Below are 15,524 nucleotides of genomic sequence, written 5' to 3' on the forward strand. Positions count from 1 at the left end.
TCCGACCTCAATACTCATCATCGTCTTCATCGTAGTCGCCCAGCACCGGATCGGCTTCTTCGCTCATCTCGGGGATCACGGCCAAGTCCGGGTCGATGCCGGCGCGCTGGAGCAGAGCTTCGATGTCCGGCGGCAAGGGCGCGGCCCACTGGCGGAACTTGCCCGAGGTCGGATGCACCAGGCCCAGGCGACCAGCAAGCAGCGCCTGGCGCGGGAACACCGGCGCCAGGTGCTGCTTGCCATAAAGCGAATCTCCCACCAGCGCGAAGCCCAGCGACTGCAGATGCACGCGAATCTGGTGGGTGCGCCCGGTTTCCAGGCGGCAATGCACCAGGCTAACCGGCTTGCGGTCGATCTCGCCCGTGGCCAGGCGACGGTAATGGGTCACGGCCGGCTTGGCCCTCATACTTTGCGACACCGCCATCTTGATGCGGTCACGCGGATGGCGCGCCATCGGTGCATTGATGGTGCCGGAGAGCTGCGGCAGGCCCCATACCAGGGCCAGGTACTGGCGCTTCATGCTGCGCGCCTGCAATTGACGCACCAGGTCGGTCTGCGCAGCCAGGGTCTTGGCCACCACCATCAAGCCGCTGGTTTCCTTGTCCAGACGGTGCACGATGCCCGCGCGCGGCACATTGGCCAGGGCTGGGCAATGGTGTAACAGGCCGTTCAGGAGCGTGCCGCTCCAGTTGCCGGCGGCCGGATGGACCACCAGCCCGGCCGGCTTGTTCAAGATGATGATGGACTTGTCCTCGTGCAGGATGTCCAGCGCCATGGCTTCGGGCGCATAGGGCTGGTCGGCCGGCACCGCCTGCGGCGCCACCTCCACCAGCTCATCGCCCAGCATGGTCATCTTGCCCTTGGCGGGCGCGCCATCGACGGTCACATGGCCGTCTTCGATCCATTGCTGGATGCGGCTGCGCGAGAATTCAGGCATGAGGCCAGACAAGACCTTGTCCAAGCGCTGGCCGACGACCTCATCGTCAAGGCGGAAAGTCAAGGGCTCCAGGCCAGGGACGCCATCGTCGCCGGCTTGCTCGCCGTCATCGAAATCGTCCTCCAGCGGGAGGTCGGTCTTTACAGGCTCATCGCCATTTGTAATCGGAAGGGGTTTCTTACGTGACATCAGCTATAATCGCCGGATCGGGTTGATTGTATTTCGGGTATCGATGCAGCCGGCTCGGGAAGGCGCTTCACGCCATGCACAACTGATAAGTCCCAGACAAGCACACAAGAGTCATGCACAAAATCTTATTGAAGTTCTTCATCATCGGTTTTGCCCTCTCGCTCACCGCCTGCGGCCTGTTGCCGGAACAAAAGGATGAGACGGTCGGCTGGTCTGCCGCCAAATTATACTCGGAAGCCAAGGATGAACTGAATGCCGGCGGCTACGACAAGGCCATCAAGTACTTCGAGAAGCTGGAATCGCGCTATCCCTTCGGCACTTATGCCCAGCAGGCGCAGATGGACATCGCCTACGCCTACTACCGCCAGAACGAGCAGGCGCAAGGGCTGGCGGCGGTGGACCGCTTCATCAAGCTGCACCCCAACCACCCCAATGTGGACTACATGTACTACCTGCGTGGCCTGATCAATTTCAATGATCGCACCAGCATCTTCGACACCTTCACCGACCAGGACAACACCGAACGCGACCCCAAGGCCATGCGTGACGCCTTCGATTCGTTCAAGCTGCTGGCCGAACGTTTCCCGGAAAGCAAGTACACCCCGGACGCCATTGCCCGCATGAAATACCTGGTCAATGCCATGGCCCAGTATGACGTCCACGTGGCCAGCTACTACTATCGCCGCGGTGCCTATGTCTCAGCCGCCAACCGCGCCCAGGCTGCCATCAAGCAGTACCCTGACTCGCCGGCCAACGAAGAGGCACTGTTCATCCTGATGCACTCCTACGAAGCTCTGGGCCAGACCAAGCTGAAGGAAGACACCGAACGCATCATCCAGGCCACCTATCCGAATAGCCCCTGGTACCACGGTGGTCCGAAGAAGAAGGACAATCCGTGGTGGAAGATCTGGTAACCCAAGGCCGACCTGCAGGCATTGGAGTGAAACAACGCAACGGCAACGTCCCAGAAAAAATGCCGCTCAGTCGAAAGTCTGGGCGGCATTTTTCTTGGGGAACGCAAACACTGGACAAAGCGATAGGCGCAAGGCAGACCGGGCGCTCAAGCCCCTCAGCCCGGCGCCCTTCCCTTCAACGGGCAGCTCAGTCCTCCAGCTTGCGACGGAACACCCAACTGCTCTCGCTGGAGGCCTCGGGCGCGAAGGCATAGCCTTCCAGGTCGAAGGCCTTGAGCTTTTCGGGATGGTTGATGTTCTTCAGCGCGGCATAGCGCGCCATCAATCCACGTGCGCGCTTGGCGTAGAAGGAAATGATCTTGTACTTGCCGCCCTTCCAGTCCTCGAACACGGGCGCCACCACCTGCGCCTTGAGCAGCTTGGGCTTGACCACTTTGAAGTATTCCTCCGAGGCCAGGTTCACCAGCACTGGCGTCTTTTGCGCGGCCAGTTCGCCATTGAGCGCCTCGGTGATCTCGCTGCCCCAGAAGGCGTACAGATCCTTGCCGAGCGGATTGGCCAGCTTGGTGCCCATTTCGAGGCGGTAAGGCTGCATCAGGTCCAGCGGGCGCAACATGCCGTACAGGCCAGAGAGGATGCGCACATGCTGCTGCAGGTAGTCGAGCTGCCCGGCTGCGAGCGAGGCGGCGTCCAAGCCTTCGTAGACGTCGCCATTGAAGGCCAGCACCGCCTGCTTGGCGTTCTTGGTGGTGAACTTGCGCGACCAGCTGGCATAGCGGCTCACATTCAAGACCGACAACTGGTCGGAAATGCCCATGAGGCTGCCAATTTCGGCAGGAGACTTGGTCTTGAGCACCTCGATCAGCTCGGCCGAACGCGGCACGAAGGCCGGCGTGGTGTGGACGTCAGTGGTCGGGGGGGTGTCGTAGTCCAGCGACTTGGCGGGAGACAAAACAATCAGCATGAGGCGTTCATCCAATGATCAGGTTAGGACAGGGTGGTCGCCATGATACCCAAAGCGCGCCCCTTGCGTGCGGGCCGCCCCGATGGCAAGGCGCCATAGGCCGGTGCAGTAGGCCAATCTGAGCGGCACAACGGGTACAAAACAGGGGGCAAAACCCCAATTCAAGTTCCGCGCTACACTTGCCGTTAATCAACAGGAACCGACCAGGCGGCTGCTCCGGCGCAGCCTGGCCGGCTGGCAGCCGCACCGGCACTTCGGCTGCGTTTTGCTGTCCATGCCAAGAGCAACAGCGTCACCTGCACGCGCTGCAGTCATCGCGCTGCAGCACGCTGCCCGCCCGATCCCATCGGCCACCGGCAAAGGAGACATCATGAAACGCGACAAAGCCCTGATGGGCGAAATCCTGAAGCAACTGGCATCCTTCGGCACGCTCTACGGCGACGTGGAAAAGATCCAGAGCGCGCTGCCCGGACAGGTGGCGCCGGAGGTGATCCTGCATCATCTGCGGCTGCTCTATGACCGCGGACTGGCGGCGGTGGACATGCATAATTTCTGGCGCGTCACCGATCAAGGGTATGATGCGCTGGAAACCGGTGGCGAACTCTTCGGCAAGTACGAAGCTTCACCACCACCGGGGCAACGCGGCATCGACAACTAGCTCTCCATTCAATGACTACCCTGGCAACACCTTCCCTCCCCACCCCGCTTCCCATCGATCCCACCGCCAGCCCAGGCGCCCCCGGCGGACGCCAACGGCTGGTGCTGGACACCAATGTCTGCCTGGACCTGTTCGTCTTTCGCGATCCGCGCTGGGCAGCGCTGCAGCAGGCGCTGGAACAGGGTCGCGTCGAGGCCTATACCCGCGAGGATTGCCGCAATGAATGGCTGGCCGTGCTGGATTATCCGCACCTACCGGTCACGCCCGAGAACAAGCCCGCCATCTGCGCCGAATTCGACCGTCTGCTGCACTGCCTGCCGCTGGCCGAGGTCAACCGCTTCGGCCTGCCACTGTGCACCGACCGCGACGACCAGAAATTCCTGGAGCTGGCCCTGCAATGCCGTGCCCATGTGCTGGTGAGCAAGGACAAGGCGGTACTCAAGCTGGGCAAGCGCACCCTCAAGCGCGGCCTGTTTGCCATCGTGCCGCCACAACACTGGCGGGTGGATGCCTTCATGGAGCCGCTGGCCTGAACCGGCGCGCGAATGCGGCTAGAATAATGGGCTTGCGATCATCACAAGAACGAGCCCGCTGCAATGAGCACCCCCAACATCGTCACCAAGCTGCCCAAGGTCGGCACTACCATCTTCACCGTCATGTCTGCCCTGGCCAGCGAAAAAGGCGCGGTCAACCTGGGACAAGGCTTCCCTGATTTCCACTGCGACCCGGCCCTGGTGGCAGCCGTCACCCAGGCCATGCAGGACGGCCTGAACCAGTACCCGCCCATGGCCGGCGTGCTGCCCCTGCGCCAAGCCATCGCCGCCAAGGTGGAACGACTCTACGGCCATCGCTATGACCCGGTCTCCGACATCACGGTCACGGCCGGCGCCACCCAGGGCATCCTGACTTCGGTGCTGTGCGCGGTGCATCCGGGCGACGAAGTCATCGTCATCGAACCGGTCTATGACTGCTACGTGCCCGCCATCGAACTGGCCGGCGGCGTGCCGGTATGCGTACAGATGGAAGTGGGCGAGCACGGCTACAGCATCCCCTGGCACAAGGTCCAGGCTGCCGTGAGCGCCAAGACCCGCATGATCATGGTCAATACCCCGCACAACCCGACCGGCAGCGTCATGCGCGCCACCGACGTGGCGGCCCTGGCCGACATCGTGCGCGGCACCGACATCCTGATCCTCTCCGACGAAGTGTACGAACACATGGTCTATGACGGCCAGCCGCATGAATCGCTGGCCCGCCATCCCGAGCTGGCCGAGCGCAGCTTCATCAATTCCAGCTTCGGCAAGACCTACCACGTCACCGGCTGGAAGGTCGGCTACGTGGCCGCCCCGGCGGCGCTGACCGCAGAGTTTCGCAAGGTGCACCAGTTCAACGTCTTCACGGTCAACACCCCGGTTCAGTACGGACTGGCCACTTATATGAAGGATCCTTCCCCGTACCTGGACTTGCCGGCGTTTTACCAGCGCAAGCGTGATCTTTTCCGCAATGGTCTGGCCAACACCCGTTTCGAGCTGCTGCCTTCGCAAGGCACCTATTTCCAGTGCGTGAAGTACGGCGCCATTTCGGACCTGCCCGAGGCCGAGTTCTGCAAGTGGCTCACCAGCGAGATCGGCGTGGCCGCCATTCCAGTCTCGGCCTTCTACAACACGCCCAGGGAATCGGGCATCGTGCGCTTCTGCTTCGCCAAGAAGGATGAGACGCTGCAACTGGCGCTGGAGCGACTGGCAAAGCTGTAATGTCGCTGCCACGCAAATCGTTTATATCATTTTCGTTCCGTGACTTCCCCCCTCAACACGACACGCAAAAAGGACATCCATGATCGACGTCTATAGCTGGGCCACGCCCAACGGCCACAAGGTCCACATCATGCTGGAAGAATGCGGCCTGCCCTACACCGCCCATGCCATCGATATCGGCGCTGGTGATCAGTTCACGCCCGAGTTCCTGAAGATCTCCCCCAACAACAAGATCCCGGCCATCGTCGATTCCGATGGCCCGGATGGCGAGCCGATCTCGCTGTTCGAATCCGGCGCGATCCTGATCTACCTGGCCGGCAAGACCGGTCGCTTCCTGGGCGAGACCCCCCGTGAAAAGTATGAAGTGCTGCAATGGGTGATGTTCCAGATGGGTGGTCTGGGGCCGATGCTGGGCCAGGCGCACCACTTCCGCCTGTATGCACCGGAGCAGATCGAATATGCGGTCAACCGCTACAGCAATGAAGCGCGCCGTCTGTACCAGGTGATGGACAAGCAACTGGGCCAGCACGCCTACCTGGCTGGCGAGCAGTACACCATCGCCGATATCGCCTGCTTCCCCTGGACCCGTTCGCACAAGAACCAAGGCATCGATCTGGACGACTTCCCCAACGTCAAGCGCTGGTTCGATGCCATCAGCGCACGTCCTGCCGTGCAGCGCGGCGTGACCGTGCTGGCCGACAAGCGCAAGCCGCTGCATGACGACAAGGCCAAGGAATTATTGTTCGGCAAGAGCCAGTACCAGAAACGCTAAGCCCGCCGGCCGTCGCGGTGGCGGCCACGCAGTGCATGAAGCTACGGACCTGTAAAGGGCGCAAACTCAAAGCGGTTGCGCCCTTTTTCCTTGGCGCGGTACAAGGCGTCATCGCTGGCGCGCAAGACCTGCTCCGGGCCACTGCTGTCGGCCTGCATCAGGGCGATGCCAATGGAGATCGTCACCTCCACCTCGCCGCCCTCATGCAGCAGCGGGTGGCTGGCAAAACTGGTTTGCAGGCGTAGCGCGAATTCGGCCGCGGCCTGCCGGTTGGCGCGGCTCAGGATCACCGCGAACTCTTCCCCACCCAGGCGTCCGACTGCATCGGACTTGCGCAACTGGCCCTTGAGCAGCGCGGCAAAATGGCTCAACACCTGGTCACCCACGGCATGACCCAGGCTGTCGTTGACGCGCTTGAAGTGGTCTAGGTCACACATCAGCACAGCGGCCCCCTCGATCACGCCGCGCTGCACGCGGCTATATTCCTCCTGCAGGCGCTGCATGAAGCTGCGGCGATTGGGTAATTGTGTAAGGTGGTCGGTCAGGGCCAGTTCCTGCAATTCCAGTTCGAAGGCCTTGCTCTGGCTGATGTCGCTCACGAAGCCATGCCATAGCGTGGTGCCGTCTTCCAGTCGGCGCGGACGCGCCTGCCCGCGCAGCCAGCGCACGCCCTGGCCGGGAGGGATTACCCGGAACTCCAGCATCCAGTGCGAACCGCCATCCAGCACGGCCTGGCGCGCCGCCTGGAACATCGGCAAGTCCTCCGGGTGGATGATGGTATCGATCAGGGTGGGGTTTTCCAACAGTTGCTGGGAGGTCAGGCCATAGGTTTCGCGCGCGCCTTCGCTGATGTAGGTGAAAAAACCATGGCTTCTCGGTGGCACCCGGTACTGGAACACCATGCCGGGGATTTCGCTGGTCAGGTAGTCCAGCATACGGCTGCTCTTGGCCAGTTTCTCGGTGAGCTGCTTGACTTCGGTGATGTCGGTGGTGGTGCCTATCATGCGCAGCGCATTGCCGGCCGCATCGCGCGCCACCACCTTGCCGCGGCTGCTGATCCACTTGTAGCTGCCATCGCGGCAGCGAATACGGTGCTCCACCTGGTAGGTATCCGACTGCGAGGTGAAATGCTGGCGAATGGTTTCCTGCACATAGGGCAGGTCTTCCGGGTGGATACGCTGGTAGGCGTCTTCCAGGTGACTGGAGAGTTCCCAGTCCTCATAGCCCAGAATGGCCTTCCAGCCGCGCGAATAATACATCTCGCCGGTGACCGCATTGCGGTCCCAGATACCGGTGCCGCTGCCTTCGATGGCCAGCGCCATGCGCTCATCGACCAGTCCTGGTGGTTCAGGCGCGACCCGCGTATGGGCGGGCACCAGTGCGCGCTCGATGGCCAGCATGGCCATTGACATGGCCGCGCCCACGGCCTCGCGGTAATCGGGATCAAGATGGGCCGGATCGGCCAGCGCACGGGTCTGGGCACACACCGCCAGAATGCCCGACACAGCGCTGGCAAAAGAGCGCAAGGGCAGCAGCTCCAGCAAGCAGATCTGATGACGTTCACTCAGGGCGGTGAAGCTGTGCCAGAACTGCGGTGTATCGGGATCTGGCACCGGCAGTGCGCCGACTTCAGCCAGGAACTGCGGCGTCATGCGCGGCGCGGCACCCACGCGCATCCGCTGGGTCGCGGGGTCGAACAGGAAAATGGCCAGTGCGCGCTGCGGATAGTTACATGAAAAACCGCTGGCGATACGGTCCAGCAACTGGTCCAGCGGCGCCCCTCGGGCAATGTAGGAGAGCGTGAGATTGTTGAAGGCGAGCGCTTTCCGGTAGCGATCCGGTTCGGCGTCGATCTGAGGTATCGGGCGTTCTGACATCATGAGAAACGTGATCGGCAATGACGCGGCGGCAACGCTGACAAGCGCTACCGAATGCTTGCACATTAGCACCTTATGACAATTCCTGACCACAGGCTGAATCAAAATCGCTACGGGCAGGTGCAGCCGATGCTGCCAGACTACAAATGTATGAGTTTGCGCGAGGAAGTCGATGGGCGCGGCATCAGTAGCGCCGCACCAGGAACTCGGCCACGCATACCGGCTTGTCCGCCCCCTCGCACTCCACCGTAATGCCCCAGGCCAGTTGCACGCCACCGGGAATGTCCTCCACCGCTTCCAGGCGGATGACGCCGCGCACCTTGCTCCCCACCGGCAAGGGTGCCGGGAAGCGCACGCGATTCAAGCCATAGTTGAGCAACAAGCGCACGTCCGGCCCCAGGCTGATGGATTCGGACAGCAGGCGCGGCAGCAACGCCAGCGTCAGGAAGCCGTGCGCCACGGTGCCGCCATAGGGCAGTTCACGCGCGGCACGCTCGACATCGACGTGAATCCATTGATGGTCGCCGGTGGCATCGGCGAAGCGATCTACCTGCTCCTGGTTGACGGTGATCCAGTCGCTGCAGGCCACTTCCTGGCCGGCCAGTGATTTCAGTTCTTCCAGGCTGGCAATGGTACGCATGGTCATCTGTTCCTTGCTGTTCTTGGTGATCTTTCCTCTGGCGTACTTGATGGGTCAGCCATCCTGCCACACCACCCGGTTGCGGCCCTGCTGCTTGGCCAGGTAGAGACGGCGGTCGGCCATCTCGATGAGTTCGCTGATGTCCTGCTCCTGCCCCGGTATCACACAGGCTGCGCCGATGCTCACGGTAAGCCAGGCGCTGATGTCGGACCGCTCATGCGGCACTTGGTTCGCCTCGATGCACTGGCACAGCTTCAGACCCAGGCTGTGGGCACCTTCGATGGGCGTGCGCGGCAGGATCATGGCGAACTCCTCGCCGCCGAAACGCGCCGCCAGGTCGGCCGGGCGCTGGATGGTGTCATCGATGATCTGCGCCACCCGCCGCAGCACAGTGTCGCCGGCCACATGACCGTAGTTGTCGTTATAGCGCTTGAAGAAATCGACATCGATCAGCAACAGCGACAGTGGCACAGCATCGCGCCGCGCCCGGCGCCATTCGGCACTCAGGTAGTCGTCGAAATAGCGACGGTTGGCGATACCGGTCAGACCATCGGTATTGGTCAGGCGCTGCAGTTCGAAATTGGTCTTCTGCAGTTGCTGCTGGCTCTCGCGCAGGGCGCGGTAGGCGGCATCACGCTGCAACAGGTTGATGTAGGAGCGCGAGTGGTAACGCAGCCGCGCCACCAGTTCGATCACGTCCGGCAGCTTGACCATGTAATCGTTGGCGCCGCCGGCGAAGGCATCGCGCTTGATCTCGGGGTCGTCGCGCGAGGACAGCACGATGATGGGCACATTGGCCAGCACCGGACTAGCACGGTACTGGCGCACCAGCGTCATGCCATCCACGCCGGGCATCACCAGGTCTTGCAGGATCACCGTAGGCCGGGTCTTCTCGGCCACCGCCAGCGCTTCATCGGCGCGGGTACAAAAGTGGAAATCGATATGCTCTTCATTGATCAGGGCGCGCCGGATTGCTTCGCCCACCATGGGCTGGTCATCCACCAGCAAGACCATGATCTTGTATTCGTCCGACGGCAGCAGAGGAATGCCGGTCAGATTGCCGCTCGTAGAGTCCGAGCTCATAGTACATTCCTTCTGTTCAATCGCATCATGCCGCTGCCAACAAGGCTTGCAGTCGGGCCGCCATGGCGCTGACCGGCAACACTTCCACGGCCGCGCCGAGAGCCACGGCCGCCTTGGGCATACCGTAGACGGCGCAGCTTTTCTGGTCCTGGGCCAGGGTGTGGTAGCCGTTGTCGCGCAAGGCCTTCAGGCCGGCCGCGCCATCGCGGCCCATGCCGGTGAGCAGCACACCGGTGGCATGGCCTTGCCAATGCCGCACGATGCTGTGGAAAAAGGCGTCCACCGAGGGGCGGTAGACGTCCGCTGGGGCGCCATCGCGATAACCGAGACGGCTGCCCTCCTTGAAAACCAGGTGCCGGTTGCTGCCGGCCAGCAGGACTTCGCCGCGACGCGGCAAGTCACCTTCGATGGCCAGCCGCACGCGCAGCGTCGATTGCTGTTGCAGCCATTGCGCCATGCCCGCCGCAAAGCTCGCGTCGATGTGCTGCACGATCACGATGCTGCCGGAAAATTCGCGCGGCACCTGCTTGAGCAGGGTCGCCAGCGCGGCCGGGCCACCGGCCGACGCACCAATGGCCACCAACGGTGCCAGATCTTCCTGCCCCGCCGGGATCAGCGCCGGCAGGCAGGGCCGCACCGGGGCACTCATCTCTTCCGGACTCAAGCGTCCGAGGTTATCGATCTTTTCGATCAGGGCCGCTGCATCGCGCTTGCCGGCCGCCCCGATCAAGGCCGGGGTCTGGGTGGCGTCAAGCGCCCCATGGCCCATGGCTTCGTAGATCTTGGCGGCGCTGGTGTCCATGTCGGAAGTGACCACCAGGATGGCGCAGGGCGTCTCCTGCATGATGATGCGGGTGGCTTCCACCCCATCCATCTTGGGCATGAGCAAATCCATGAGCACCACGTCAGGCAATTGCCAGGCGCACATCTGCACCGCCTGTTCGCCATCGCGGGCGATCCAGATCAGTTCGTGGCGGCCACTCTCGGCAATCACCCGGCGCAGCACTTCCACCATCATGGGGGTATCGTTGACGATGCCGATCTTCACGATGTTGCCTCTCCAATCAAATCCGTGACAGCCCGCAACAGGCTTTCGTCATGAAAACTGCTCTTGGTGAAATAATGGTCGGCACCCGCAGCCAGGCCACGCTGCCGGTCTTCTTCGCGATCCTTGTAGGAGACGATCATCACCGGTAACGATTGCCATTGCGGCGCGCCGCGAATGAGGCTGACCAGTTCGATGCCATCCATGCGCGGCATGTCGATGTCGGTGATGACCAGGTCGAAATGTTCGGCGCGCACCGCATTCCAGCCATCCATGCCATCCACCGCCACCGTGACCTGGTAGCCACGATGGGTGAGCAACTTGCGTTCCAGCTCGCGCACGGTGAGCGAATCATCGACCACCAGCACCTTCTTGCGCGCGACCACCGTCGCTGGACTACTACCCTCCTGATCCACCGTCTGCAGGCGCCCGGACGAGGTCAGCTTTTCCACTGTGCGCAGCAGGTCGGCCACATCCAGGATCAGCAGCGGCGCGCCATCTTCCATCAGGGCACCGGCCAGGATGTCGGGGATCTTGCCCAGACGCGCATCCAGCGGCTGCACCACCAACGTGCGCTCGCCCAGGAAGGCATCCACCGCCACCCCATAGCTGCGTTCCTGCTCGCCGATGACCACCACGCACACGCTGCCATCGCGGACGCGCCACTGGCCCTTGTGCAGCACCTGGTGGGCGCTGATGAGGCCGACCTGGCGACCCTCGTGGTGGAAGTGCTGGTAGCCTTCCAGCGTCTGCAGCGCCTCGGCCGGCAGGCGCAGGGTGCGATTGACGTAGGCCAGCGGGAACGCATACGGTTCGCCCCCAATATCCACCAGCAGGCTGCGGATCACCGACAAGGTCAACGGGAGCTGCAGCAGGAAGCGGCTGCCCTGCCCGGCCCGGGTGGAAATGCGGATGGTGCCGCGTACCTGCTTGAGCATGTCGGCCACGACGTCCAGCCCCACGCCGCGTCCTGAAATCTCGGTGACGGTATCGCGCAGGCTGAAGCTGGGCAGCAGCAGGAAATCCAGCAGCTCGCTCTCGGACAGACGCTCCACCGTCTCCTGGTTGGACAGGCCGCGCGCGACTACGGCCTGGCGCAAACGCGCCAGGTCGATACCGGCGCCGTCATCGGCCACTTCGATCAATAACATGCCGGCGCTATGCCTCGCCTCCAGCCGGATGACGCCCTGCTCGGGCTTGCCAGCGGCACGGCGGGTGGCAGCCTCTTCGATGCCATGGTCCAGCGCATTGCGCAGCAGGTGGCCGATGGGGGCTTCCAGTTTTTCCAGAATATCGCGGTCGATCTGGGTATCGTTACCGCTGATGTCCAGCCGTACCGACTTGCCCAGCATATGCGCGACATCGCGCACCATGCGCGCAAAACCACCGGTGCCATCGGCAAAGGGTCGCATCCGACACGCCAGGGCTTCGTCATAGAGGCGCTGCGAGAGGTTCAGCGAACGGCGGTCGAAGGCGTCCAGCGCATTCAATTGCTCGCCCAGCAGTTGCTGGTTCTGCTGCATCAGGCTGCGCAGTTCGTTCAGGGTCGCGTGGGTCAGTTCATCGAACTGATTGCTCGACAATTGATGTTGCAGCAGGTCTAGCGCCTGCATCGCCTCGCGCTGCCCGCGCTTCATGCGCAACATGTTGGCCGAGAAGGGCTTGAGGCGGCGCGACTCCACCAGCGCTTCGCCGCTCAGGCCCAGCAACCGATCCAGACTGTCGGCACTCACGCGCACGGCGCGGGAGGCCGCAGCCAGGGCCACGGCTTCGCCAGACAAGGGACTCGCCGGGCTGGACGTAGGCGCCGGCGTAACCTCGGCGTTGACCTCAGGGGTCGCTGGCCCGACTGCTGCCGGTACCGGCCAAGGTGCCGCCTCGCCGCCGCTCATCACCGCCGGCAAGGCCAGCAGGAAGGCTTGGACCTCGGCGCTGCCGGCATGATCGGCCCAGGCTTCATCACCATCCGGCGGGGCGGCAATGCGGCCCAGCAGGTCGGCGCCACGCAGGAGCACATCGATATGCTTTTTTTCCAGCCGCAACTGGCCTCGCTGGGCCAGCACGAAACAATCCTCCAGCACATGGGCCACCTTCACCGCAGTGTCCAGGCCGACGATGCGGGCTGCACCCTTGAGCGAATGCCCGGCACGCATACAGGCTTCCAGGTGCTCGGCTGCGTCGGGCTTCTGCTCCAGAGCCAGCAGGCTGGTGTTGAGCTGGGCGATCTGGCTTTCCGCCTCGAAGCGGAACAGATCCAGCATGGACATCTGGCTCAGGTCGGGCGTGCTCATGTCATGCTCCGGTTCAGCACGTAGAACAATAATTCATGATCCAGCAGACCGATAGGATGCCCACGCCACTCCACCATGCCGCGTGTGTACTGGATGCTGGCCTGGGCCAACGTAGTCGGTACCGCAGCCAGGGTGTCAGGTGCATAGCGATGCACGCCGGCCACCTCTTCCACTGGAAACACCAGCGTCTGCCCTTCATGGAGCGCCACCAGCAAATACGGTGCGCGAGACTGGGTGGGCAACTGGAACAGTTGCGCCAGCGAGACGCAAATGCGCAAGACCCCACGGATATTGAGCACGCCCGTAATCGCCGTATTGCGCTGGTGCGGCAGGCTGTGTACGGGACGCGCCTCGGCCACTTCCTGCACAACCGCAGTAGCGATGGCCAGCCATTCGCCGGCGATACGCACCACCAGGGCCGAGTCCAGGGCATGGGTGCCCTGCCCCTGCAATTGAGCGTGCGCACTGGCCTGCACCCACTGCTGGGCCACCTCGGGCGAGGCATCGACACGGTCCAGTTGCTGCAAGGCGGCGCGCGCAAACGTCGGGCAATTCAGGCAGCGCACGTATTGAGCTAGTTCCGGGCAACTGCCGTCGCCGCGGATGCCAATGCGGCTCCAACAGTTGTCGAGGTGCTGATGCAAGCGCAAGTCCTGAGTCTCATCCATGGCTACCCTCCGGCACCGGGCTCACGCGTGCGGCCCGCTGGCGCATCCGCTCGGCCCCGGCAGCATCGCCCTGGGCCTGCAGCAGGGCCGCCAGTTGCAGCAGTGCAGCCTGGTGCTGCGGTTGCAGGTAAAGCGCCTTGCGATAGCTGCGCTGGGCCAGTTCATCCTGGCCACTGGCGTCGTGGATCAAGCCTTGCAGATAGAAGGCTTCGGCACTCGGTCCCTGCTCGACCATGACTTGCTCGCACAAGGCTTCGGCCTGGGTGAACTGGCCCTGGTCGGCCAGCACGCGCGCCTGCTGCAGCAAGGTCGGGGCCGTGGCAGTCGGCTGCGGCATGGCTGGGCGGGTCGTCACTGCCGTCAGGCCGGTGCGGGGCGCGCCGCATACTGTGGACGGCGCAGCAGAAATGACCTGCGGTGGCGTGATCCAGGCCGGCAAGCGACTTGGCCGCAAGGGTGAGGAACGCTTGCGAAAACCGAAGGCCAGCGCAATACCAGCCGATTCCATCCGGGGACTCAACAGGATGCCCCCCTCGGCCGGACCGACAAAGACCAGGGCGTCAGGCTTCATCAGGCTCTCTAGTAGGTCCACCACCTGTTGCTGGACCTCGCGTTCGAAATAGATCAGCACGTTGCGACAGAAAATGAAGTCATAAGGCGCGGCCTGTCGCAGAAAGTCCGGCGCCAGCAGATTGCCGGGCGCAAAGCGCACCTGCTGGCGGATTTCCTGCTGCAACTGCCAGCCCTGCTCGTGCGGCGTGAAATGACGGTCTCGAAAGCCCAGATCCTGGCCCCGGAAAGAATTGCGACCGTATACACCGGCTGCGGCAATCTCCAGGGAACGGGTACGGATGTCATAGGCATCGATGACGAACTGGGTCGGCGCCACGCCCTCCTCCTGCAAGGCCATGGCCAGGGAATAGGGTTCTTCGCCGGTGGAGCACGGCAGGCTCAGGATGCGCACCGGCACCGCAGGCTGCTCTGCCAGCCGTTGGCGCGCCAGGCGGGCGGTGGCGAAAATGGCTTCGCGGTCGCGGAAGAACCAGGTCTCGGGCACCACGGCCGACTCGATCAGGGCTTGCAGTTGAGCCTCGGAAGTCTGCAGCACGGCCAGGTAAAGGCTGTCGTCGGTGATCTCCAACGCAGCCATGCGTTCACGCACCACGCGTTCGATCAGGCTGCTGCCAACGGTAGCCATATCCAGGCCCATGGCGGCCTTGAGCAGTTCGGCGATATGCGGCAGGGTCTTCATGCCAGCGCCTCTGGATAGAGCAAGGCGCGCGTGGCGGGATCAAGCAGGTCGTCCACCTGTACCCGCTGCAGCAGGCCGCCCTGGTAAGGCATGACCGGCCCCAGATAAGGGGCCCCTTCATTGCGGATGGCAGCGCTGGTGAAATGCGCCGGATCGGCGCGCAAGGTCTCGGTGGCGCGTTCCAGGAGCAAGCCCAGCAACACCGGCGTGCTCAACCCAGCACGGTAATGCACCAGCACCAAGCGTGTACTGACCCTGGCCGGCGCCGCACGGCCCAATGCCAGCATGGACAGATCGATCACCGGCACGTGGCTCTCACCATGCGGCAGCAAGCCGGCGACCCAGGGGGGTGTCCCCGGCAAGGCCTTGCAGGGCGACAGTGGCAGCACCATGGCCACCTCGGCGGTGGGCAAGGCATAACGCTCGTCGCCCAGCGAAAACAACAGGAACAAGGGCTGGTTCATGGTCAGCCGCTCCGAC

The 15,524-nt window shown here is 63.2% G+C and carries 15 protein-coding genes; 5 read left to right on the plus strand and 10 right to left on the minus strand.

Annotated features, from left to right (window positions below):
• Positions 1-7: 7 nt before the first annotated feature.
• Complete coding sequence (locus RC54_RS15975; RefSeq protein ID WP_061788955.1) at positions 8-1,126, minus strand: RluA family pseudouridine synthase; 1,119 nt, start codon at positions 1,124-1,126, stop codon at positions 8-10.
• Positions 1,127-1,239: 113 nt separating this feature from the next.
• Between RC54_RS15975 and RC54_RS15980 the strand changes: the two genes are divergently transcribed.
• Positions 1,240-2,040: an outer membrane protein assembly factor BamD gene (locus RC54_RS15980; protein ID WP_058896070.1), complete on the plus strand. Its 801-nt coding sequence runs from the start codon at positions 1,240-1,242 to the stop codon at positions 2,038-2,040.
• Between the two features lie 187 nt (positions 2,041-2,227).
• Here the strand turns inward: RC54_RS15980 and yaaA are convergent, their stop codons facing one another.
• The gene (yaaA, locus tag RC54_RS15985; protein ID WP_061788956.1) at positions 2,228-3,004 is read right to left on the minus strand and encodes a peroxide stress protein YaaA; all 777 of its coding nucleotides are present in this window, start codon (positions 3,002-3,004) and stop codon (positions 2,228-2,230) included.
• A 370-nt stretch (positions 3,005-3,374) separates the two neighbouring features.
• Between yaaA and RC54_RS15990 the strand changes: the two genes are divergently transcribed.
• From RC54_RS15990 to RC54_RS16005, 4 genes are all read left to right on the plus strand, one after another.
• The gene (locus tag RC54_RS15990) at positions 3,375-3,662 is read left to right on the plus strand and encodes a hypothetical protein (RefSeq protein WP_058896072.1); all 288 of its coding nucleotides are present in this window, start codon (positions 3,375-3,377) and stop codon (positions 3,660-3,662) included.
• A gap of 11 nt (positions 3,663-3,673) precedes the next feature.
• Positions 3,674-4,195 (plus strand): PIN domain-containing protein, encoded by a 522-nt coding sequence (locus tag RC54_RS15995; RefSeq protein WP_058896073.1) that lies wholly within the window; start codon positions 3,674-3,676, stop codon positions 4,193-4,195.
• A 63-nt stretch (positions 4,196-4,258) separates the two neighbouring features.
• On the plus strand, positions 4,259-5,416 hold the full coding sequence (locus RC54_RS16000) for a pyridoxal phosphate-dependent aminotransferase (protein ID WP_061788957.1): 1,158 nt from the start codon (positions 4,259-4,261) through the stop codon (positions 5,414-5,416).
• Between the two features lie 79 nt (positions 5,417-5,495).
• Complete coding sequence (locus RC54_RS16005) at positions 5,496-6,188, plus strand: glutathione binding-like protein (RefSeq protein WP_061788958.1); 693 nt, start codon at positions 5,496-5,498, stop codon at positions 6,186-6,188.
• 41 nt (positions 6,189-6,229) lie between these two features.
• Here RC54_RS16005 and RC54_RS16010 read toward each other — a convergent pair whose 3' ends face one another.
• From RC54_RS16010 to RC54_RS16045, 8 genes are all read right to left on the minus strand, one after another.
• Positions 6,230-8,068 carry a sensor domain-containing diguanylate cyclase gene (locus RC54_RS16010; RefSeq protein WP_244216357.1) on the minus strand — a complete coding sequence of 613 codons (1,839 nt, stop codon included), beginning with the start codon at positions 8,066-8,068 and terminating at the stop codon, positions 6,230-6,232.
• Positions 8,069-8,249: 181 nt separating this feature from the next.
• A complete protein-coding gene (locus RC54_RS16015; RefSeq protein WP_164471220.1) occupies positions 8,250-8,705 on the minus strand; it encodes a MaoC family dehydratase in 456 nt (151 codons plus the stop codon).
• Positions 8,706-8,759: 54 nt separating this feature from the next.
• A complete protein-coding gene (locus RC54_RS16020) occupies positions 8,760-9,788 on the minus strand; it encodes a GGDEF domain-containing response regulator (protein ID WP_058896078.1) in 1,029 nt (342 codons plus the stop codon).
• 25 nt (positions 9,789-9,813) lie between these two features.
• Positions 9,814-10,836, minus strand: coding sequence for a chemotaxis response regulator protein-glutamate methylesterase (cheB, locus tag RC54_RS16025; RefSeq protein WP_061788960.1), 1,023 nt, complete (start codon positions 10,834-10,836; stop codon positions 9,814-9,816).
• Positions 10,833-13,124 (minus strand): hybrid sensor histidine kinase/response regulator, encoded by a 2,292-nt coding sequence (locus tag RC54_RS16030; RefSeq protein ID WP_061788961.1) that lies wholly within the window; start codon positions 13,122-13,124, stop codon positions 10,833-10,835. Before RC54_RS16030 ends, cheB begins: the two co-directional genes overlap by 4 nt.
• Positions 13,121-13,792, minus strand: a complete 672-nt coding sequence (locus RC54_RS16035; RefSeq protein WP_061788962.1) for a chemotaxis protein CheW — start codon at positions 13,790-13,792, stop codon at positions 13,121-13,123. The genes RC54_RS16030 and RC54_RS16035 overlap by 4 nt, the downstream gene beginning before the upstream one ends.
• The gene (locus RC54_RS16040; protein ID WP_058896082.1) at positions 13,785-15,044 is read right to left on the minus strand and encodes a CheR family methyltransferase; all 1,260 of its coding nucleotides are present in this window, start codon (positions 15,042-15,044) and stop codon (positions 13,785-13,787) included. The genes RC54_RS16035 and RC54_RS16040 overlap by 8 nt, the downstream gene beginning before the upstream one ends.
• Positions 15,041-15,508, minus strand: a complete 468-nt coding sequence (locus RC54_RS16045) for a chemotaxis protein CheW (RefSeq protein WP_061788963.1) — start codon at positions 15,506-15,508, stop codon at positions 15,041-15,043. Before RC54_RS16045 ends, RC54_RS16040 begins: the two co-directional genes overlap by 4 nt.
• Positions 15,509-15,524 lie beyond the last annotated feature (16 nt).

Origin of the sequence: Herbaspirillum rubrisubalbicans (assembly GCF_003719195.1) — a bacterium.
GTDB classification, from domain to species: domain Bacteria; phylum Pseudomonadota; class Gammaproteobacteria; order Burkholderiales; family Burkholderiaceae_D; genus Herbaspirillum; species Herbaspirillum rubrisubalbicans.

Excerpts from the sequence above, each read along its gene's own strand:
- RC54_RS15975 (WP_061788955.1), bottom strand. The coding sequence starts at position 1,126 with ATGTCACGTAAGAAACCCCTTCCGATTACAAATGGCGATGAGCCTGTA.
- RC54_RS15980 (WP_058896070.1), top strand. The coding sequence starts at position 1,240 with ATGCACAAAATCTTATTGAAGTTCTTCATCATCGGTTTTGCCCTCTCG.
- yaaA (WP_061788956.1), bottom strand. The coding sequence starts at position 3,004 with ATGCTGATTGTTTTGTCTCCCGCCAAGTCGCTGGACTACGACACCCCC.
- RC54_RS15990 (WP_058896072.1), top strand. The coding sequence starts at position 3,375 with ATGAAACGCGACAAAGCCCTGATGGGCGAAATCCTGAAGCAACTGGCA.
- RC54_RS15995 (WP_058896073.1), top strand. The coding sequence starts at position 3,674 with ATGACTACCCTGGCAACACCTTCCCTCCCCACCCCGCTTCCCATCGAT.
- RC54_RS16000 (WP_061788957.1), top strand. The coding sequence starts at position 4,259 with ATGAGCACCCCCAACATCGTCACCAAGCTGCCCAAGGTCGGCACTACC.
- RC54_RS16005 (WP_061788958.1), top strand. The coding sequence starts at position 5,496 with ATGATCGACGTCTATAGCTGGGCCACGCCCAACGGCCACAAGGTCCAC.
- RC54_RS16010 (WP_244216357.1), bottom strand. The coding sequence starts at position 8,068 with ATGATGTCAGAACGCCCGATACCTCAGATCGACGCCGAACCGGATCGC.
- RC54_RS16015 (WP_164471220.1), bottom strand. The coding sequence starts at position 8,705 with ATGCGTACCATTGCCAGCCTGGAAGAACTGAAATCACTGGCCGGCCAG.
- RC54_RS16020 (WP_058896078.1), bottom strand. The coding sequence starts at position 9,788 with ATGAGCTCGGACTCTACGAGCGGCAATCTGACCGGCATTCCTCTGCTG.
- RC54_RS16030 (WP_061788961.1), bottom strand. The coding sequence starts at position 13,124 with ATGAGCACGCCCGACCTGAGCCAGATGTCCATGCTGGATCTGTTCCGC.
- RC54_RS16035 (WP_061788962.1), bottom strand. The coding sequence starts at position 13,792 with ATGGATGAGACTCAGGACTTGCGCTTGCATCAGCACCTCGACAACTGT.
- RC54_RS16040 (WP_058896082.1), bottom strand. The coding sequence starts at position 15,044 with ATGAAGACCCTGCCGCATATCGCCGAACTGCTCAAGGCCGCCATGGGC.
- RC54_RS16045 (WP_061788963.1), bottom strand. The coding sequence starts at position 15,508 with ATGAACCAGCCCTTGTTCCTGTTGTTTTCGCTGGGCGACGAGCGTTAT.